This window comes from Aetokthonos hydrillicola CCALA 1050, from assembly GCF_017591665.1.
GTDB lineage: Bacteria > Cyanobacteriota > Cyanobacteriia > Cyanobacteriales > Nostocaceae > Aetokthonos > Aetokthonos hydrillicola.
On the sequence record NZ_JAAKGC010000007.1, the window covers coordinates 83,894 to 101,395 of the forward strand.

The 17,502-nt window shown below is 41.2% G+C and carries 17 protein-coding genes; 5 read left to right on the forward strand and 12 right to left on the reverse strand.

Annotated elements, in window-relative coordinates:
• Positions 1–109: 109 nt before the first annotated feature.
• The 6 genes from G4P69_RS05495 to G4P69_RS05520 all read right to left on the reverse strand — a co-directional run bounded on the left by G4P69_RS05495 (position 110) and on the right by G4P69_RS05520 (position 5,834).
• The gene (locus tag G4P69_RS05495; protein WP_208339304.1) at positions 110–1,537 is read right to left on the reverse strand and encodes a 2-succinylbenzoate--CoA ligase; all 1,428 of its coding nucleotides are present in this window, start codon (positions 1,535–1,537) and stop codon (positions 110–112) included.
• Between the two features lie 209 nt (positions 1,538–1,746).
• Complete coding sequence (gene menA, locus G4P69_RS05500) at positions 1,747–2,664, reverse strand: 2-carboxy-1,4-naphthoquinone phytyltransferase (RefSeq protein ID WP_208339281.1); 918 nt, start codon at positions 2,662–2,664, stop codon at positions 1,747–1,749.
• 87 nt (positions 2,665–2,751) lie between these two features.
• Positions 2,752–3,933 (reverse strand): acyl-CoA dehydrogenase family protein, encoded by a 1,182-nt coding sequence (locus tag G4P69_RS05505; RefSeq protein ID WP_208339280.1) that lies wholly within the window; start codon positions 3,931–3,933, stop codon positions 2,752–2,754.
• 30 nt (positions 3,934–3,963) lie between these two features.
• Positions 3,964–4,347, reverse strand: coding sequence for a PPC domain-containing protein (locus tag G4P69_RS05510; RefSeq protein ID WP_243902146.1), 384 nt, complete (start codon positions 4,345–4,347; stop codon positions 3,964–3,966).
• 224 nt (positions 4,348–4,571) lie between these two features.
• Complete coding sequence (locus G4P69_RS05515; protein ID WP_208339278.1) at positions 4,572–5,300, reverse strand: HAD family hydrolase; 729 nt, start codon at positions 5,298–5,300, stop codon at positions 4,572–4,574.
• Positions 5,301–5,453: 153 nt separating this feature from the next.
• Complete coding sequence (locus G4P69_RS05520) at positions 5,454–5,834, reverse strand: hypothetical protein (protein ID WP_208339277.1); 381 nt, start codon at positions 5,832–5,834, stop codon at positions 5,454–5,456.
• A gap of 380 nt (positions 5,835–6,214) precedes the next feature.
• On the opposite strand from G4P69_RS05520, the gene G4P69_RS05525 reads away from it, so the two are divergent.
• Positions 6,215–8,461, forward strand: coding sequence for an alkaline phosphatase family protein (locus tag G4P69_RS05525; RefSeq protein WP_313890539.1), 2,247 nt, complete (start codon positions 6,215–6,217; stop codon positions 8,459–8,461).
• A 176-nt stretch (positions 8,462–8,637) separates the two neighbouring features.
• Here the strand turns inward: G4P69_RS05525 and G4P69_RS05530 are convergent, their stop codons facing one another.
• Together G4P69_RS05530 and G4P69_RS05535 are read right to left on the reverse strand one after the other, a co-directional pair.
• The gene (locus tag G4P69_RS05530; RefSeq protein WP_208339276.1) at positions 8,638–8,832 is read right to left on the reverse strand and encodes a hypothetical protein; all 195 of its coding nucleotides are present in this window, start codon (positions 8,830–8,832) and stop codon (positions 8,638–8,640) included.
• 105 nt (positions 8,833–8,937) lie between these two features.
• Complete coding sequence (locus tag G4P69_RS05535; protein WP_208339275.1) at positions 8,938–9,375, reverse strand: RrF2 family transcriptional regulator; 438 nt, start codon at positions 9,373–9,375, stop codon at positions 8,938–8,940.
• 447 nt (positions 9,376–9,822) lie between these two features.
• On the opposite strand from G4P69_RS05535, the gene G4P69_RS05540 reads away from it, so the two are divergent.
• A complete protein-coding gene (locus tag G4P69_RS05540) occupies positions 9,823–10,083 on the forward strand; it encodes a hypothetical protein (protein ID WP_208339274.1) in 261 nt (86 codons plus the stop codon).
• Between the two features lie 124 nt (positions 10,084–10,207).
• On the opposite strand, the gene G4P69_RS05545 is transcribed toward G4P69_RS05540, so the two are convergent.
• Positions 10,208–11,014 (reverse strand): Npun_F0296 family exosortase-dependent surface protein, encoded by an 807-nt coding sequence (locus G4P69_RS05545; RefSeq protein ID WP_208339273.1) that lies wholly within the window; start codon positions 11,012–11,014, stop codon positions 10,208–10,210.
• A gap of 460 nt (positions 11,015–11,474) precedes the next feature.
• Between G4P69_RS05545 and rnhA the strand changes: the two genes are divergently transcribed.
• Entirely contained in the window at positions 11,475–12,434 is a 960-nt protein-coding gene (gene rnhA / locus G4P69_RS05550; protein WP_208339272.1) for a ribonuclease HI, read from the forward strand.
• A 104-nt stretch (positions 12,435–12,538) separates the two neighbouring features.
• Here rnhA and tnpA read toward each other — a convergent pair whose 3' ends face one another.
• Entirely contained in the window at positions 12,539–12,952 is a 414-nt protein-coding gene (gene tnpA / locus G4P69_RS05555) for an IS200/IS605 family transposase (RefSeq protein WP_208339271.1), read from the reverse strand.
• A gap of 68 nt (positions 12,953–13,020) precedes the next feature.
• Here tnpA and G4P69_RS05560 point away from each other — a divergent pair, with 68 nt between their 5' ends.
• Positions 13,021–14,397 (forward strand): RNA-guided endonuclease InsQ/TnpB family protein, encoded by a 1,377-nt coding sequence (locus tag G4P69_RS05560; RefSeq protein WP_208339270.1) that lies wholly within the window; start codon positions 13,021–13,023, stop codon positions 14,395–14,397.
• A 130-nt stretch (positions 14,398–14,527) separates the two neighbouring features.
• Here the strand turns inward: G4P69_RS05560 and cruG are convergent, their stop codons facing one another.
• Together cruG and cruF are read right to left on the reverse strand one after the other, a co-directional pair.
• A complete protein-coding gene (gene cruG, locus G4P69_RS05565; protein WP_208339269.1) occupies positions 14,528–15,733 on the reverse strand; it encodes a 2'-O-glycosyltransferase CruG in 1,206 nt (401 codons plus the stop codon).
• Positions 15,734–15,897: 164 nt separating this feature from the next.
• Positions 15,898–16,806 (reverse strand): gamma-carotene 1'-hydroxylase CruF, encoded by a 909-nt coding sequence (cruF, locus tag G4P69_RS05570; protein ID WP_208339268.1) that lies wholly within the window; start codon positions 16,804–16,806, stop codon positions 15,898–15,900.
• A gap of 256 nt (positions 16,807–17,062) precedes the next feature.
• Between cruF and G4P69_RS05575 the strand changes: the two genes are divergently transcribed.
• Positions 17,063–17,488, forward strand: coding sequence for a hypothetical protein (locus G4P69_RS05575; protein WP_208339267.1), 426 nt, complete (start codon positions 17,063–17,065; stop codon positions 17,486–17,488).
• Positions 17,489–17,502 lie beyond the last annotated feature (14 nt).

Sequence of the window (17,502 nt, forward strand, 5' to 3'; positions counted from 1 at the left end):
AAGGTGTCAGTAGCCAGAATTCAGGAGTCGGAATTAATGAGATTGGTATTTTACTACAATAAGAGTCAGTCTCATAGAATTGCCAAGCTGAATTGTTTTTGTTAAAAATTCACATGTGATTGTTTAGTAATTTCAACGCTAACTGCTGTAGGTTTTGCCGATTAATTTTGCCTTGAGCATTGCGGGGCAAAGTTGATACTGAAACCCAATTTTTAGGAATTTTAAATTTACTGAGTTTATCTTTTATAAGGCTTTGTATATCTACTGTAGAGGTATGCGAGCTTTTAGAAATATAAATAGCTGTTACGGCTTGTCCCCAATACTCATCTGGAATACCAATTACACAAACGTCTTCTACCATTTCAGTTGCTCTAATCGCTGATTCGACTTCTATTGGGTATACGTTTTCCCCACCTGTAATGATTTTATCATTACTACGCCCGATGATATTTAAATAACCTTCTTCATCTAAAAAACCTAAGTCATCTACCTGTAAATAATTTAGATTATTATTGTTATCCAAATCTTTAAACGTAACTTGGGAGTCGTAGTAACCCAAGAATAACGATTGACTTTGAATTTTGATATTTCCTATTTGATTGCTATTTAAACCCTCACCTCGGTCATTACAAATATTTACCTTTGCATGGGGAAGAATTTTTCCTGAGCTAACTTTACCATTAAGAAAATCATCTGGTTTAAGAGTGGCAATTTGAGAAGCTGTTTCTGTCATGCCATAGGTAGGAGCTAAGCGTATTTTATAATATCTGGCTTTCTCTAAAAGTTCATTCCAAGCTGGCGCACCTCCCAAAAGTACAGTTTCAAATTTTGCTAACCACTCTGTCAGTTGCGGATTTTGTAGAAACCATTGTAACTGGGTTGGTACTAAAGATATAAAAAACTTTGATGATTCAATATCGTATATTTTGCCAGATGTAACTTCTTTAAATGGTGCTATGCTCAGTTTGCCTTTGGTAATAAAGGAACGCATAAACTGCATTAAGCCACTGACATGATATAGTGGCAACACACAAAAGGAATTAACTTGATTTAGTCCGAAATATTTTGTGAAACCTTCCACAGAAGCTACTAAAGTTTGCCAGGTGTGAATCGCAAACTTTATTTTTCCTGATGATCCACCAGTAGGAATCATGATCAGTGGAGTCTGAGAGGAAGCAATTTCTTTTACTTGTATTTTCCTCTTCCCTGTACCCACTACCTTTCTCAAACCGCCTGCACCTTCTGCTTCCCAAATCACATCTGGCTCGACTAAATCAAGGACTTGTTTCCATTCTTGTTTTACCCAGTCGTGGTTACAAAGAAAAATTTGGCAATTAGCTGCACAAGCAGCTATAAAAACTGCTAGAAACCTAACTGGATGAGGTTCGGCTAAGACAATTTTTGGAGGATTTTGACCTTTTGATAGCTGAGTTAGTTCTAAATACAATTCTTCAGCAATTCGCTGGAACTCACGGCTGTTGTAATTGAACAACCAGTCATCAGAAAGGTTTTTAAGATAGGCTAAAGGACTATTCATCAAGGTTTCACATGCTTGGTATCGATTAGAACAATATTTGACCGGAGCATTGATAGCCCTCATCCCCTAACCCCTTCTCCCAAATATTGGGAGAAGGGGAACTGGAACGCTCTCTCCCCTCGCCCATATTTGAGAGAAGGGGAACTGGAAAAATTTCTCCCCTCGCCCATATTTGGGAGAGGGGCTGGGGGTGAGGGGTAATTGGTTCTTTAACTGAGTTGAAAACCGCTATAGAGGAAGAATCCTAAACCAAACAGTAAGCAAGCCCAAAAATGAACTGCGACAGCAATGAATTTACAATTACTGACTTTTTCGGGTTGGTCATGATATTCCTGGACGTGAGAGCATAACTTTATGGCAGATGGTAAACTGAGCCAACTCAGTAGCGTCCAAACTGGGAAAATTCCCAAAAGCACAAATATAAAACTTAGTGCGTAAATGCTGCCTGTAGACCAATGTAGAAGATAGGCGGCTTTTTTTGTACCTAGACGAACGATAGGCGATCGCTTTCCTGCCGCGATGTCATCCTTTTCCTGGTGAAAATGTGAGCAAAACAAAATTAAGCTTGTGGCAATTCCCACAATCAGTGAGGCTGCTATACTGGTGAGCGACCAAGTTTGGGTTTGGCTGTAGTATGCTGCTGCAACTCCTAATGGTCCAAAAGCAAAAAAGCAAAGAATTTCACCTAAACCATGGTATCCTAAACGAAAGGGAGGGCCTTGGTAAAGGTAGCCTAAACCACAGCACAACAGGATTATCCCAATTACAGTTAGGTCTTGTTGCCACCAAGCAATCATTAGTATTCCCAATAAACCAAGACCCAAAAATAAATTTCCTAGCCAGAATATTAATAATTTATTGCCTGTCAAATTTACCAAAGAATGGTGTTTATTTATATCAATTCCTGTTTCTGAATCAAAAACATCATTACTGAGGTTTTCCCAGGCCAAAATTAAAATTGCAGCGATTAAAAAAGTGAAAAAAACTGTTGAGTTCAATATCTTAGTTTCTGCATAAGCTACAGCCGTTCCAACCCAGATGGGCATAATGGCAACACTGTACATTGGCGGTTTAATTGCCGCCATCCATAATTTATTGTTGGAATATGGGATCAGCTTTGTGGTCATTAGTCAAGATTAATTAAATTGTTTTGTGTTTCCTGTAGAAATACGACCACGATTTAACGCTCTTTAGGAAGTTAACTTCAAAAAAATTTACTTAAAGAGTGCTGATTTACCCAATGCCAAACAAACCGCATCGTCTTGAGGTGTGTGGATGCGACTACAAAGAACATCACGATAATGTCTTTCAAGAGGATTTGTTTTAAATAACCCTGGGTTTCCTATTAATTTTACTGCAATTTCTACAGATCGAATAGCGTTATTTGTCGCTAAATATTTCACTGTTTGCGCTTGTAAATTTACACTAGTATCGTGTTGACCTTTGTCAATATCAGATGCAAGAGTATAGATCAGTCGATTGTTAGCATAAAGTAGTGCTTCAATTTCACCAACACATGTTTGGAAGCGCGGCAAATTTGCTAAACTTGAGCCTAAATTAGAAGGCGATCGCTGATGCAAATAGCTGACTAACCAATCTCGTGCTGCTGTTGCTACCCCCTGATACAAGGCACTCAGCAGCAAACTGTTACCCGCCATCGTTAATGGATCAGGTGGTGCCCAAGCTTTTGGAGGACGGACATCTAAAAGGTACTCTGGCGGAATCAACACGTTATCTAAAATTAGATCGTGGCTTCCTGTTGCACGCATTCCTAGGTGATCCCAAGTTTCCACAATTTTTACACCAGGGCGATCGCGTGGTACCAAAAAATTCCCTACCTGTGGCTCTGAGTCATCTGTACGTGCCCATACCACGAAATAGCGCAAAATTGGACTACCAGTTGTGTATTGTTTGTGACCAGTTAGTTGCCAACCATCAGATGTTCGTTTGGCAAGAGTTGCAGGTAATCCGCCTCTAGCAGGAGTCCCTAATTCTGGTTCCACACGCGCAGCATTTATTAGAGCAATGCCTTCCACAGATTCCCGACACAGGCGTTCATACACGGAAGGATTCCAACGACGAGTGCGAGCAGCATTAGCATGTTGTAAATAGTGCATTGTCAACACTAAGGCAGTAGAAGCATCACCACTCGCTATCCTTTCAATCACATGCGCAGCGGTAGTATATCCTACACCTTGACCACCAAATTCTACTGGCACAGTTAAACTTAATAATTGTGCTTTGTGGAGAGCTTCAAAGTTCTCAAATGGAAAGGAATTATCTCTGTCGTGAGTAGCAGCACGGGTTGCAAAATCCCTAGCTAGGGACTCGGCAACCTCAAACAGATCAGGAAACGATTTTGTTGCTGATGTTTCTACGATAGATAGTTTTGACATTGGTGCTACAACCGCTGATAAACATGTTGGTTATTTTTCAGGCTGCAAACGTGTGACTTTTAGGCTAAATGGACCGGTTTCTTTCTTATCCCCAAAAGCATGTACCCTAATAATATATTTACCAGATTTTACAATTCGAGCAAATAACAAGGAGTTGGTAGTTCCATCGGGACCATCATCATTTTCTCCTGCTGTGGAACCATTAGCAGATAGTAGGGTAACAATTGTGTCAAAACTATCAGATTTTACTTCTATAATGACTTGATCACCAGATGCCAAGTTGACAAAGTAATCTCGTGCAAATCCAGAGTCTCCAAAAGGAATATCCTTAGTTGAAAGTGTATCTTTGAGTTCTTTTCCAAATTCCAATACAGGAATCGGTTTGTACTCCTGTGCTTGAGCAGTAGCTACCAAAGCACTCGAGCAAACTCCAAATAAGCTTATTGGAATTATTAAGTATTTGCACAAGATTAAATTCATTGCTGGAGAGAGGGAACAGGGAACTTAACAGTTATCAGTAAACAGTAAACAGTTATCAGTGATCAAGGTATATGCTGCAATGTTAATAGATTACTGCTGCTCTTCCTGATAAGTGATAACTGATCCGGTAAACAAGGTGTGTAGAACAACGAGTATTACTATACAACTTGAATGTCACTAAGTTGATTAATGACGACATCTGCACCTTGAACATTATCCAACTTATTTATCCAAGTTATACCAATACAACCTGCTGCTTTGGCGTTACGTGCCATTTGCATGTCACCAACAGAATCTCCAACCATGAGTGTAACACTTGGTTCTACTCCCAGGGCGTTACAAGCTTGTAAAAACAACGCTGGATCTGGTTTAGTTGGTCCTTCGTCAACTCCCATAGATAGTTGAATATAATCACTTAAGTCATGATGTTTGACGAAATCACGCACTTCTGGTGTTGTTGCGGCAGAAAGAATACCAATTTTCAACCCTGCTTGTGATAAGGATTTTAGAAGTTCCAAACTACCTACAAACAGTGGTGAAGGGGTTGTACCAAGATATTTCTCAGCTTCGTCTAAAGCTTGGGACGCGATCGCTAATGATTCAAACCATCCTCTTCCTGTTTCAGCAATATATGCTGCTGCGGCTATTTCTGTTTGGTGGCGACTTGCAACTGCAATTAAACCTGCTGGATCTAGGTTATCGCCATTAATACCAAATGCCATTAACAACGGTTCCCCAGTTCCCGGAATTTGAGCGTCTATCAGCCTTGCTCCTCTTTGTCCGAGCGATCGCAAATACGCTTCTGAATCTTCTAAGGTGCCGTTTTTATCAAACAAAATTGCTTGAATATTGGTAAACGTCACATCTTTGCACTTAATCGTTGCCAAAAGCTCTCTCCCAGCCACAACAAACAGTTATCAGTTATCAGTTATCAGTCAAGAATAATGTGTTTATCCTTGGCGACACACAATTTTAACAGTTATTCAGTTATCACTGCACCATACGCCTCGATTACTAATAACTGTTTACTGTTCACTGTTTTAAAACCAACCACAATTTGATGTAACATACGGTTGATATCTGTCAGCCACGATGACTCTTTGACCTGTGAATGATCTTCCATAATAGCCATCCCTAAACCCGCGAGCGAATTCACCACCAGCAGTACGAGGCTTATACTTCTCATTTTTTCGTGAACTTTCGCGTCCTTGACGGTAGCCATCTGAGTAAGCTTGAGGATGATCCGCTGGATCTTCCCTAACTAGCCATTGAGTATAAGGATAACAGTATGGTCCTGGATATATATGGTGGTAAGGATACCTATTGTAGTATGGGTAGTGAGCTTGAGCTGATTGATTGTTCAGTAGAAAACCAGTTGCAGCGGCTAAGGTTACTAAACTAGCAGAAATAATTTTTTTCATATATTTAGGCTCCAGAGTTCGTTAACGCTGGTATCTTTACCCTAGCGTTTAGAATTCCTCTGTGCCATCACCAGAAAGGATGAAGCATCTAGATTTGGTGAGATGTCACAAAAGCATCCGAATAGAAGGTTTTTTATGTATTAAAGTGTACACATTTGGTATCAGTTACTTACGATTTGTACACCTATTGAAAAAGAAGACATCCGCCAGCGCCACAAAATTTAATTCTGAACTCTTGCTCCTGACTCCTGACTCCTGACTCCTGAATTCTTTCTATTAAAACTCCCATAAAGACTTCATATCCTTCCTTTAACTTAGTACTGCTAAAGCTAAAGTTGGCAACTGTCTTATCTAAGTATAAACATGGAGGTAAGGAGAAAGTGGGAGGCAGATTCAATCTATATCTGGCTAGTATCGGTATCATACCTTATCGATTTGCGAGAGCGTTGTGGAGTGGGAATCGTTACTCGCGCAGGCGGTTTTTTTCTCTAACCGCAGCAGCATTTCTCGCCTTCATTTTGATTACAGTAATACCTTCTCAAATAGGTTTCCTAGGGAAAGCAATCGCAAAGTCACCACATCCAAAAGTGATTCTTATTTCACTTGATGGTGGAACACAATATTTAGCAAATCAATATCTTTCTAATAATGTACTTAGTGCAGATCGAGGCTTAGGACTGTTGAAGAGTAAAGGAATTGTCGCGCAACAGAATATAACTTGTACCCCTTCACTGACTGCTGCGTGTCACATTGCTATTGGTACTGGTTCGACCACAGCCCGCACGGATATTAACACTAATACTTTTAAGTTGGTTGCTAGCCCCTTTAACCAAACTATCAGTGGGTTTGCTGCACCAATTGGTGGTTACTCAGTTTCAGGACCATCTGAAAGTCCTGAACCAACAGCAGAACCGATTTGGTTATCCCTGCAAGCAAATGGGAAAAAAGTTGTTGCAGCTACTTTCCCCGGTGCAGATGGCGTAGATATCACAGTACCAGGTATAACAAATAGTCCCATTATTCAGTCTTCTAATAAGCGAACTGTAGACTATACAGTTCCCTTCGGAGCCTTTGCTGGAGTGTCCGCTCAAGGATTTAGCCTTACCAGAACAGATTTCACTGAAGCTCCTCAGACCACACAAGACCAACTTAAAGCTGCAGGTAAGAAATTTTACAGCACCATACTTCAGAAAAAAACCCCACTTGAGACTTTTACGGTTGGTGGTGTTAACTACACGATTCAAGTTGCTGCTCTAGATACTACTGATGACCCTGTAGTTAACTATGACACACTAGTATTTTTTGACGCTACTAACGGCATAAAATCAGGTCCTTTCCGCTTACCGTCAACGGGACCTGCTTACGTTCGAGCCAAGGATAAAACCTCTAGTCCCTTTTACCTGGAAGGTAGCTCTAATAAAGCTGGAACTGGCTTCTACGTTACCAATCTTGGTTCTGACCTCTCTACTGTTCGGATTATCCGCTACTCAGCCAATTCCATTCCACGTAACCAGGCTGTTATAGCTGATGTGGATGATATTAACAACAACGTAGGTTTCTGGTCTTATCAAGCAGATTTCCGCATTCCTGAACGTCTCACCCCAGGCTTAGATAGTTTTCCAGATATTGAACTGGAAGAAGCATACGAAGATCAAGTCCGCACGTTTGTTGACTACCAGACTCGTGTTGTACTACGAGCAATAAGGCAGAAACCAGATGCGGACTTAGTTCTAGCCTATATTGAACAACCTGACGGTTCCGAACACCAGTATTTGCTGACCGACTCTCGTCAAGCAACCAATCCTCGAGATCCTAATACAATCGGCGATCGCCAAGACCAAGCAAAAGTTGCTCGTTATCAGAAATATGTAGAGACGGCTTACAAAGTTGCTAATAGAGCTGTTGAGCGAATCATTAAGTTGGTAGGTACTGATCGGAAGGGAAGACCTAATAGCAACATCATAGTTGTTTCTGACCACGGTTTTGCTCCCTTCCACACAGCAGTAAATATAAATAGCCTGCTAATAAACAATGGCTTCGATACCACTAAAGTACGAGCAATTACCTCTGGTCCTGCGGTTAATGTCTACATCAATTTACAGGGACGAGAACCAAATGGTACGGTCACGCGTGAAGAATATATTACACTTCAGAAACGAGTTGTTGATACTCTCAAAGCTTTTGTAGACAATAACCCGAACTACACGCAAGAAAAAGAAAGCGTGCCAGTATTCGACAAAATTTATCCTAGACCCATACCAAATGATCTCAATGATCCTTCCTTTGGTATAGGTACTAATGAATCTATTGGTCAAGATTCAGGCGACGTTTTAGCCCTTTTGACTGAGGGTTATAACTTTGACGGTACACAAAGCCCTGTTGTTCAACGTTTAGGAGATCTTTCTTCGAGTACTCCAGTGCTTTCAGTTCCCAATTTCTATGGAGCCCACGGTTATGATGCTACCCTACCCAACATGAGCGCTATTTTCTTTGCTGCTGGACCAGATATTGAACCAGGGACTATAAAGCAAGTACGGAATATCGATATAGTTCCAACAATCAATCAAATCCTAGGCGTTAACTCAGCTCCAACTGTACAAGGTAGCCCTATTAACTTGAAAAGTTAATCAAGAGAATTCAGGAGTCAGTACTCAGGATTCAGAATGAAGGTTGAGTGTGACCAATTGATGAATAAAGGGGTTTAATCACCCGTATCGCAGAGTCTCTTCAATAGAGTTGGGTAAAACCCAATTCTATTCATTCTGACTCCTGACTCCTGAATTCTGACTCCTTCTATAACGCCTTAGACTCGTGTTACATCTTCTTGACCTAGCTGCTCCTCGACTTTATTAATAGCAGCATTTAGACCAGCAAGTTTACTATCTAAATCATCCCGTATAGTCTTAAGGAATCTGAGTTTACGCTCTAAACGGCTTTTACGAGAAAGTGGTTCTCCTCCATAGCAGGAGTTATGATGCCAAAAATCAAACGGGAACATACGTTTACCCTTCCTAATAACAACCCCTCTTAGATTTTGACTAAAATCTCAATGACTGAGGGGGTAGGAAAACCGACCCATCTAATTCGTAATTAGTCAATAGTACTATATGTAGTACATAAGCTCCATATTTCTTCGGACTGCTCGGCGCTCACAAAGATCTTGAAGCGTGTAGTTTTGCATAACACCATAAGCTGCTTGACGCGCCTCCTGCCAAACTTCATGTATTACATCACTTTCAACTGTTGTAGGAGAAGTATCATCTGGGGAGCTAACAACATCTGAGCCTTCAATACAGTTGAAAGCATCTAAAATTGTAATTTTCCGTGGATCTCGAGCGAGGACATAACCGCCTTTGGCTCCACGTATGCTCTTAATTAAACCTCCACGCCTCAAAGTAGCCAAGAGTTGCTCTAAGTAGCGATTTGGTATATCTTGTAGCGCTGCTATCTGTCGTATTTGCAAAGATTCACCGCTGTTGTAGCAACTTGCCAATTCTAAAAGGGCTAGAAGTGCGTATTCAGATTTATTAGAGAGTTCCACAAGCTTAATGTTTCAAATTCAGACTTAAATAAAGGTAATATTGTTCATTTAGTTTCCTTTAATCAGGCTTAAAGTTCTGCTAAACAAACCCCAATTATATATTGGTTAACCATCTCTACTTTATAAACTCTTGCCGTTGTTAACAAACACTTTTTCTTTTTAAATTGATAAAAGTTATTGATGAGCAAAAGCTACAACGTTTATGGTTCTCAAAAGGTTTGAAGAGCAAGAGATTTTGAGGGTAGACAAAATGCCTACCCTTTGGTTTAGATAAAATTGTGAAGTGCTTCAGTCACAGAGGACTGGGCTTCTTGGGCACACATGATTTTTGTCAGTGTTATCCTAGTCTTGCAACTAGCTCCTCAAGCGTGAATTCCGGCACTTCCTGCCGTACTTATAGAAGTATAGCATCATTCCCCTATTATAGTGTCATCAAAGGAGTTGACAATGGCTAAACTAGATCCTTTCTCTTTACAGATGCAGATCACCCGCATGTTTGAGCAAGGGCAATCGTTCTTCGCGACAATTAAGGTCCAAGATTGGTTGAAAGAGCATAACCATAATCCAGCAGATTATGACATTTTTTTCAATCAGAAACCTGCTCCCCCAGGATCAAAAGAAGTGATGGTCGTTGAAATCGAGCTGCGTCGCAAAGACGGACAACCTGTTGATCCTTGGTTACAAGAACAAGCTAACCTTCAAGCTTAGGCTTTTGGCTGTCTCTGTTGTAAATTAAGCCTGAATCGGCAATTTGATAAATCGTCGGTTCAGGCTTTTATCAGTATTTGCTGGGTAGTTTCGCTTACAGTCAACAGAAGTTTCGTAAATTCGGCTAATTAGCAAAAACTCTTCTGTTACGGAATAATAGACAAATTCCTGCAATTATACCTAATGCTACTGCACCGGAAGGCTCAGGCGTTGAAACAACGATACGTTTGCCAGAAATTTTAGTGTACTCAGCCGCTATAGTATGGTTATCTGATTCAAAACCACTGTTACTAGAGCTATTGATGAATTCAATCCTATCAAAGGTCACCTTTGAGTCATTAGGGTCAGCAAAAAAGTTTAAGAAAGCAAAAGGTTCACGTGAGTCCTGACCTTTAAACTTGGAATTTGGATTGCCGTAGTAAGCTTCTTGGTTAGGCTGCTGATTGATAAAACTGATAACATCTGCTGTTGTAAATTTTTGTAAAAGCGTGTTACCAGAGTAAAAGTCCATCTCGTTATTTTCATCTCCAGCTGACCACCATAAGCCAAAGTATCGCTGTGACTTTTTTAGAGTCAGGGTTGATTTAGTATATGTACTTGGTGCTTGTGCTCTACCTGGATGGACAGTTAAATAATTTCCTTTGCCACGAACACCGCCGAACTGGTCTGCTAACACTACTTGAGCATTGTCGTAGGTGCCAACACTGGAATTACCAGCAAAGCTAATGCCGTTGTTATAGGTTGTGCTTTTAGAATCAAAATTTTCTACATAAACGCCAGTTGCTGAATCGTTAGCAAGTGCTGATTTTTGAACACCTGGGTTTTCTACAGTTATCTCAAAGAAAGAACTAGCTGTTGCCGGGTGTGAAACAAGTACAGATGATAAGACGACACCTGCTGCTATTGCTGATTGACTGAAAAAGTTTTTCATATAAATGCTCTTCTGTTGTTTGATGTGAGTTTACCGATGTAGCAACAGTTGCTGCTATAGCTCAACTCTGAATTTATAGAGGTTCTCTTTCAGATGCAATACAGTACACGGCAGAAGTACAACAATCGTCCCCTTTAGAAGTGCCTGTATTCAAGCAATAGAGAAACGCTATTGTTCATTTGTAACTGTATACTCTCCTAGATCAAACCGATAAAAATACGTAATTTTATGTAAATTTTTATATTTCAAGCGGTTGAAATTTTTACAAAGTTGTGTTAATTACCGCAAATTCAACAATATTAGGGAGCAAGGGAGCAGGGAGCTCTTAGCAGAGGAGCAGGGGAAGCAAGGGAAGAATTAAACCCAATACCCTATGCCCTATGCCCCATGCCCTATGCCCTATGCCCTATGCCCGAATCCATTGTGTTAACCTGTATACTTTCCAGATAAATTCTTTACTATGTCTTCAATTCCTATAATTCAAAGCATATACACAGATGGCGCTTGCACAGGTAACCCTGGTCCTGGCGGATGGGGTGTGGTCATCTACTTCGACGATAATTCAATTCACGAAATAGGTGGTGCATCTTCGCGAACTACCAATAATAAAATGGAAATGCAAGCAGCGATCGCTGGGCTGGAATATCTCAAAGCGTCTGGACAAAAGGAAAATATCACTCTCTATACCGACAGTGAATATTTAATCAACTGCGTTACCAAGTGGGTAAAAAGCTGGAAAAAGAAAGGTTGGAAAAAGGCGGATGGAAATCCAGTTCTTAACCAAGATCTTTTGGAAAAGTTAGATGAACTCAATAGCCGACAGATAAAGTGGCAACATGTTCGGGGTCATACAGGTAATATAGGTAACGAACGCTGCGATGCGATCGCTCGTGCATTTGCCAGTGGGAAAACTCCATCCCTACAAAAACTGGGTGACTCTAGCTCTCAATTATCTTCACCACGAAACTCTCACCTATCTTTACCACAAAAAGATGAGGAAAATGTATCAAAAGTATCTGATTTTGAGACAAATTCTACAATAATTAACACAAAGACGCAAATCAGTACTCTGCCAATAAATATAATTACTATGGAACCTCATATCGCTGGTAACGCTATAAACGACGATATACCGCGCGAGACAAGAGTGGCGCAACTCCGCAACTTGATCGAAACCCTCCATATTGCTGATGAAATCGCTAAAAAAGGCTACTTAATCACCAGTTCTGAACTCGCAGACCTTATGGACGTCCACGCTAGTGCTGTCACCAGTCGAGGAGACGAGTGGCGGTGGCGAAACTGGATCGTATCACGAGTACGACGGGAAGGAAATCAAATTCTTTGGGAATTGGAACGAGGCGATGCTCCTTTAGGAGCCAGCAAGAGCGCTCGTTTAGAAACAGAAACCGAAGAGGGATAAATTTTGCTACGCTCGATCCGCATACTACTACCAATAATATGCTGAGAGCCTCCGGCTTCTAGCCGGGGGATGAAAGCTAAAGGCTAGTTTTAACTAGCCAGTATCTACTTAGAACGCTGGTCTTCGATGTATCGCTTAACCACTTCAGTACTGACTTGACCAGTTGAAGCAACAAAATAACTAGGACTCCAAAGGCAAGGCATTTTTTTAAGTTCTGGAAACTCCTGTCTCAGGTGGTGAGACGCTCTCCCTTTAATCCATCGGGCAATATCAGAAGGCGATTCATGAGGCGGGACGTTCAAGAAGCAGTGTACGTGGTCGGGCATAATTTCAAGCGCTATGAGTTTCCACCCATGTTCGGTGACTAGTTCAAAAATAATTTCTTGGAGTCTAGCAGCCACTTGATTGACAAGTACTGCTTTTCGACGTTTAGGGCAGAACACAAAGTGATAATTCAAAGATGTTACAGAACCTTCAGCGCGTCGGTACTCATAATATGCCGGTGAAAGTTTAGACATTTTCTGGAACTTTTTAGTTATAATATGTATCTAATACTATAGCTAAATAAAATGGAGGTGATGACCAGTTGTACAAAACCCAACAAATTAGGTTAACTGACGCTATTGATAACGAGACTTACAGTTTCTTGGTTTTGCTTTGTGAGCAAGCCTCGAAGCTTTCCAACCAAGTTGTTTACTCAATTAGACAGAAACATTTTGAGGCTTGTGAACGGGTTGAGTTTTTTGACAAGGACGGGTTTTACCGTTCTGGGTTTAAAACCAAGAAAGTTAGTGTTGATAGTTATGCTTCACTGTGTAAAGAGTTTGCAAGCAGCGAACACTATCAGATCATGGGAGGACAACAAGCACAGCAAACGATTAGGTCAGTTATTGAAAGCTTCCGCTCTTACAATGAATTGCTGCCATTGTTCTTTAGTGGCGAGTTAAAAGGTTTTCCGCGTATCCCTGGTTATCGCAAAGATGGGTTAACTGTCGTCACATTTCCCGCTCAAGCCGTAAAGCCAGATATAGAAACAGGGATGTGTCGTTTAGCAATTTCACGGGAGTTGTCCAAGGATATCTTAAATGATGTTTGGATTCCAGGGGGATACGGCTTTAAGTCTCATCAACTGGTTGAAGTTCGGATACTTCCACGTAACCGCGAGCTATATGCTCTTTACGTTTACAAATCTGGAAATGAGGCAGTAAGTTGTTTGCTGGGACTAGATCATTCTCAAGCTTTGGGGATTGACCCTGGCACAAATAATTGGTTAACCTGCGTTTCCACACTGGGCAAATCTTTCATCATTGACGGTAGGCAACTCAAGTCACTTAACACTAATTACAACCGCAAAGTTAAAAAGATCAAAACAGGAAAGCCACAAGGTTTCTGGAATGATGAATTAGCTGATTTAACAGAACTGCGTAACCGTCAAATGCGGGATGCTATTAATAAGACAGCTAGATTCATTGTCAACTACTGCCTTAACCATAAGATTGGTAACGTGGTATTCGGTTGGGGTCAGGGAGTGAAAGACAAGATAACTCTAGGCAAGCGCAATAATCAAAACTTCGTACAGATCCCAACGTCCAAGCTTAAAGAACGCATCCTTACACTGTGTGAGGGAATTGGTATCCAGTTTACTGAAACCGAGGAATCTTACACCAGTAAGACGAGCTTTTTGGATGGTGATTTCTTGCCAAAACTCGGTGAAAAACCCGAAAGCTGGAAACCATCAGGCAAACGAGTTAAACGGGGAATGTATAAGACCAAAAACAATCTAGTTATCAACGCCGATTGCAATGGCGCTTGCAACATCCTAGTAAAAGTAAAAACACAGCTAGGCTTATGTCTAGCCAAGGTAATAAGGGAAGTTTTGACCGTTCCCAAACGCTATAACGTCTTTGGTTCGCTAAAGAAAATATATCGTAAACGTTGTTACGCGAGATTTTATCTCGCGTAACAACATCAGTTTAGAATCCTCTTGGCTTTAGCCAGAGGAGAGGTCAAAAGAGGTTGTACTTTATTGTCACCACTATTTGCGGTTCGAGCGCTCCTAATTATAAGGAAGGCTCGCTGAGGGACTGACCTCATCATTTTGAGTCAAAACTAGTATACTTCCTTCCTCTCCACTCTTTTGGAGAACTAAATGCTGATAGGAAGATTCTCGCTACTGCTATTGGATCAGCTAAAGGCGAGAGCCAAAATAACCAGCCACCTTTTGCTTGCTGGCGGTCATAAGAAGGTGCGATCGCCAAAACCATTCCGAAGCGAATCAGTAAAAGAAACAAGTTCAGTCCCAATAAAAGGATAAGAGGATAAGGAAGAAGCAATAAACGGGGAGAAAACAACAAGTAGGTTAGGACAACTGGTAGTGGTAATGCTTGAACTAAAGTTAATAGCCATAAATCCCCCCATATTTCCGCGCGAGAAGAAGCATCTTTTAAATCAAGACTTCTTCCCCATTCCTTCCACGTTTCCATTGCCCCTTCATACATCCGGACTTTGAGTACCTTTGCACCATCTAAAAAGCCCACTTTAAAGCCAGATGCAGCGACATTCCTTGCCAGAGTGACATCATCACAAAAAGAACTACTCGCACTACTATAGCCACCCACAGCAGCTAAAACAGAGCGACGGCATAAAAAGCATTGTCCATTTGCCATCACCCGTTCAGGTTGCTTTGTATGTACACCAGATGGGTCAAATCTATATAGTAAAGTCATTAACAAAGCTGGTTGTAGCCAGCACTCCCCTGGATACTTAAGGATAAACTGGGGGGAAAGAGATACCAAGTCATACCCCTGAGCTTCTGCTACCTTTACCAAACCTGCTACCAAACCAGGTGAAGGCTGTGTATCAGCATCCATACCAAGAAACCACTCGCTCGCCTCTGCGCTATACAAAAAGCCATTGTGCAAAGCCCAAGGACGCCCTACCCAACCAGAAGGTAAAGGATCATCGGTTATTAGGCGAAAGCGAGGGTCTTTTTCCTGAGCAGCTTTTATCAAGTCACGAGTACCATCTTGAGATCTGCTGTCCACAACAATAATCTCCCGAACCTCGTAACTTTGCCGACTTATCCGGTCTAAAAGAGGACCAATGCGAAGAACCTCATTTAAGGTAGGAATAACAACACTGACAGCACCCAAAAGTTCTGGGGTCGGACTTTGAGGTTCAATCGGAGGGTGGCGACTAGGTCCTTTAAGCAGGCGAGAGAGTAGAATTGCTGTGGCACTTCCTTGAAGTAGCAGCAATAGTAATGAAATGGCACTTAGGATGATCACGGCATGGGGCATGGGGCATGGGGCATGGGGCATGGGGCATGGGGCATGGGGCATGGGGCATGGGGCATGGGAGGAGGATTAGATTGATAAATATTTAGCACCAAGTTCCTTAATAGTACGCAGGATTCGCTTTTTGTTATCACCCTATTCCCTATGCCCGTTGCCCATTGCTCCTATTACTTGACGCCAACTTTAATGCTTGTTACTGAGACTTCAGTATTTGTTGGTGTGACAGCGACACTAGGAACTGTGTTTGCCACCCTTGACCAAAGTATTACAGCTGGGATGACGCCAAAAAACAAGCCTAGTGACACTGGAAGCACAAAACCAGATCCTAAACTTAGTCCAGCAGCAAAGACAAAATTGCTTAGATAAACAATCATCGGTACGCTGAGTTGCGATCGCTCTAATTTAATGGAAATATTTCTCCACAACACCGCTGCTACACTCATAAACAAAGCGCTCGTACCGAACCAACCGGCATAGTTTTGGTAAGGTGTTCCAAAAAATGCTCCAGGATGCTCCCAATACCAAAACGGGAAAGAAGTTTGGCTCATAGCCGGTTCTAGAGCAAAATCCCAGCATGTAAAAAATAATGCTCCAAGTGCTATAGCACCGATTTGGCGCACTAAACTGGGTTTTGTTGCTACTCCAAGACCTGCACGAGCAATTAGATATGAAGATAAGCCTACATAAAACCAGGATAAGGGAATCGTAAATGGTACTAGACCCGCTATTTTGTATCCTAAACCACTTAGGTAACTGTAATCGCCAAAGGGGAAACCAGTGCTTGTTCCCAATAATTCACTGCCTACAGATATCAATACAGCAGGTAGCATAAAAGATAACCAATTGCGCCACCCTAGCACTCGATACGCATAAATTGAAACAGCTACCGTCCCTAGAATAATATCTACCACACCACCATCAGCCAGACTCATCTGCATGGCCGTTTCGCCGACACCGCCGAAGCTCAGAATAAATTCGGCATGAGGTATGACTAGTAGTATGCCCACCAGTCCAAAAGCCTTTGCCAGTATATGACCAATGAGGCATACGCGCTCAGCTATAACCAGTTGTCTCATAATAATCCCTTAACAAGACGTGACACGCGTTTACTTATATGCTTACAGTTTACAAATGTTTAAGATGATCTTTAACTTTTTTGTCAACAATTCCCAGCAAAAGCATAATTTATGTATTGATTTGAGTCATAAAAAATACGATATTAGATAATGTATACTTTTTGTTGTTAAGTGGTCATTAACTGCTGCAAGATCTTTAGGTGGGTCATGCAAGCACGCGCACGTACAGCCTTTCTACTTAGTGGAATGCCAACCCATGCTTATTGTTACAAGACTTCCTTGGGTTTCCCTGACACTACTATTGATTACCTATAGTATACTTGGTTGGGTGCTCGTAAAAGCAAATGTTGCTTGGTTTATATGGTTGTTAGTTGTAATTACTGTATTATTGCTTATAGAAAGCTTGACCAGTTCTTGGTGGAAAATGGTCGACTACTCTAGTATCTTTTTAAGATTAAATGTTCGGTCTTTTGTTTTGACTATTCTTGCGGCTTTCTTATTCTTTTTAATGATTGCGTGGTTCAAAGTCTTCCTTGATACATTATTGATAATTGCAACCCTTGCATTTGCTCGAATAGAATTTCAATTGGCTGGACTTGGGGAAAGACAGTACTTTTGGATTGTATCTGTTCTTTCCCTGTCGAGTATAGCAGGCGGCGCGCTAGCTCAAAAGTATATTTAAGATAAGAATTCAGG

Excerpts from the sequence above, each read along its gene's own strand:
- menA (WP_208339281.1), bottom strand. The coding sequence starts at position 2,664 with ATGACCACAAAGCTGATCCCATATTCCAACAATAAATTATGGATGGCG.
- G4P69_RS05505 (WP_208339280.1), bottom strand. The coding sequence starts at position 3,933 with ATGTCAAAACTATCTATCGTAGAAACATCAGCAACAAAATCGTTTCCT.
- G4P69_RS05530 (WP_208339276.1), bottom strand. The coding sequence starts at position 8,832 with ATGTTCCCGTTTGATTTTTGGCATCATAACTCCTGCTATGGAGGAGAA.
- G4P69_RS05545 (WP_208339273.1), bottom strand. The coding sequence starts at position 11,014 with ATGAAAAACTTTTTCAGTCAATCAGCAATAGCAGCAGGTGTCGTCTTA.
- G4P69_RS05575 (WP_208339267.1), top strand. The coding sequence starts at position 17,063 with ATGCTTATTGTTACAAGACTTCCTTGGGTTTCCCTGACACTACTATTG.
- G4P69_RS05520 (WP_208339277.1), bottom strand. The coding sequence starts at position 5,834 with ATGAAAAAAATTATTTCTGCTAGTTTAGTAACCTTAGCCGCTGCAACT.
- cruF (WP_208339268.1), bottom strand. The coding sequence starts at position 16,806 with ATGAGACAACTGGTTATAGCTGAGCGCGTATGCCTCATTGGTCATATA.
- cruG (WP_208339269.1), bottom strand. The coding sequence starts at position 15,733 with ATGCCCCATGCCGTGATCATCCTAAGTGCCATTTCATTACTATTGCTG.
- tnpA (WP_208339271.1), bottom strand. The coding sequence starts at position 12,952 with ATGTCTAAACTTTCACCGGCATATTATGAGTACCGACGCGCTGAAGGT.
- G4P69_RS05540 (WP_208339274.1), top strand. The coding sequence starts at position 9,823 with ATGGCTAAACTAGATCCTTTCTCTTTACAGATGCAGATCACCCGCATG.
- G4P69_RS05495 (WP_208339304.1), bottom strand. The coding sequence starts at position 1,537 with ATGAATAGTCCTTTAGCCTATCTTAAAAACCTTTCTGATGACTGGTTG.
- rnhA (WP_208339272.1), top strand. The coding sequence starts at position 11,475 with ATGTCTTCAATTCCTATAATTCAAAGCATATACACAGATGGCGCTTGC.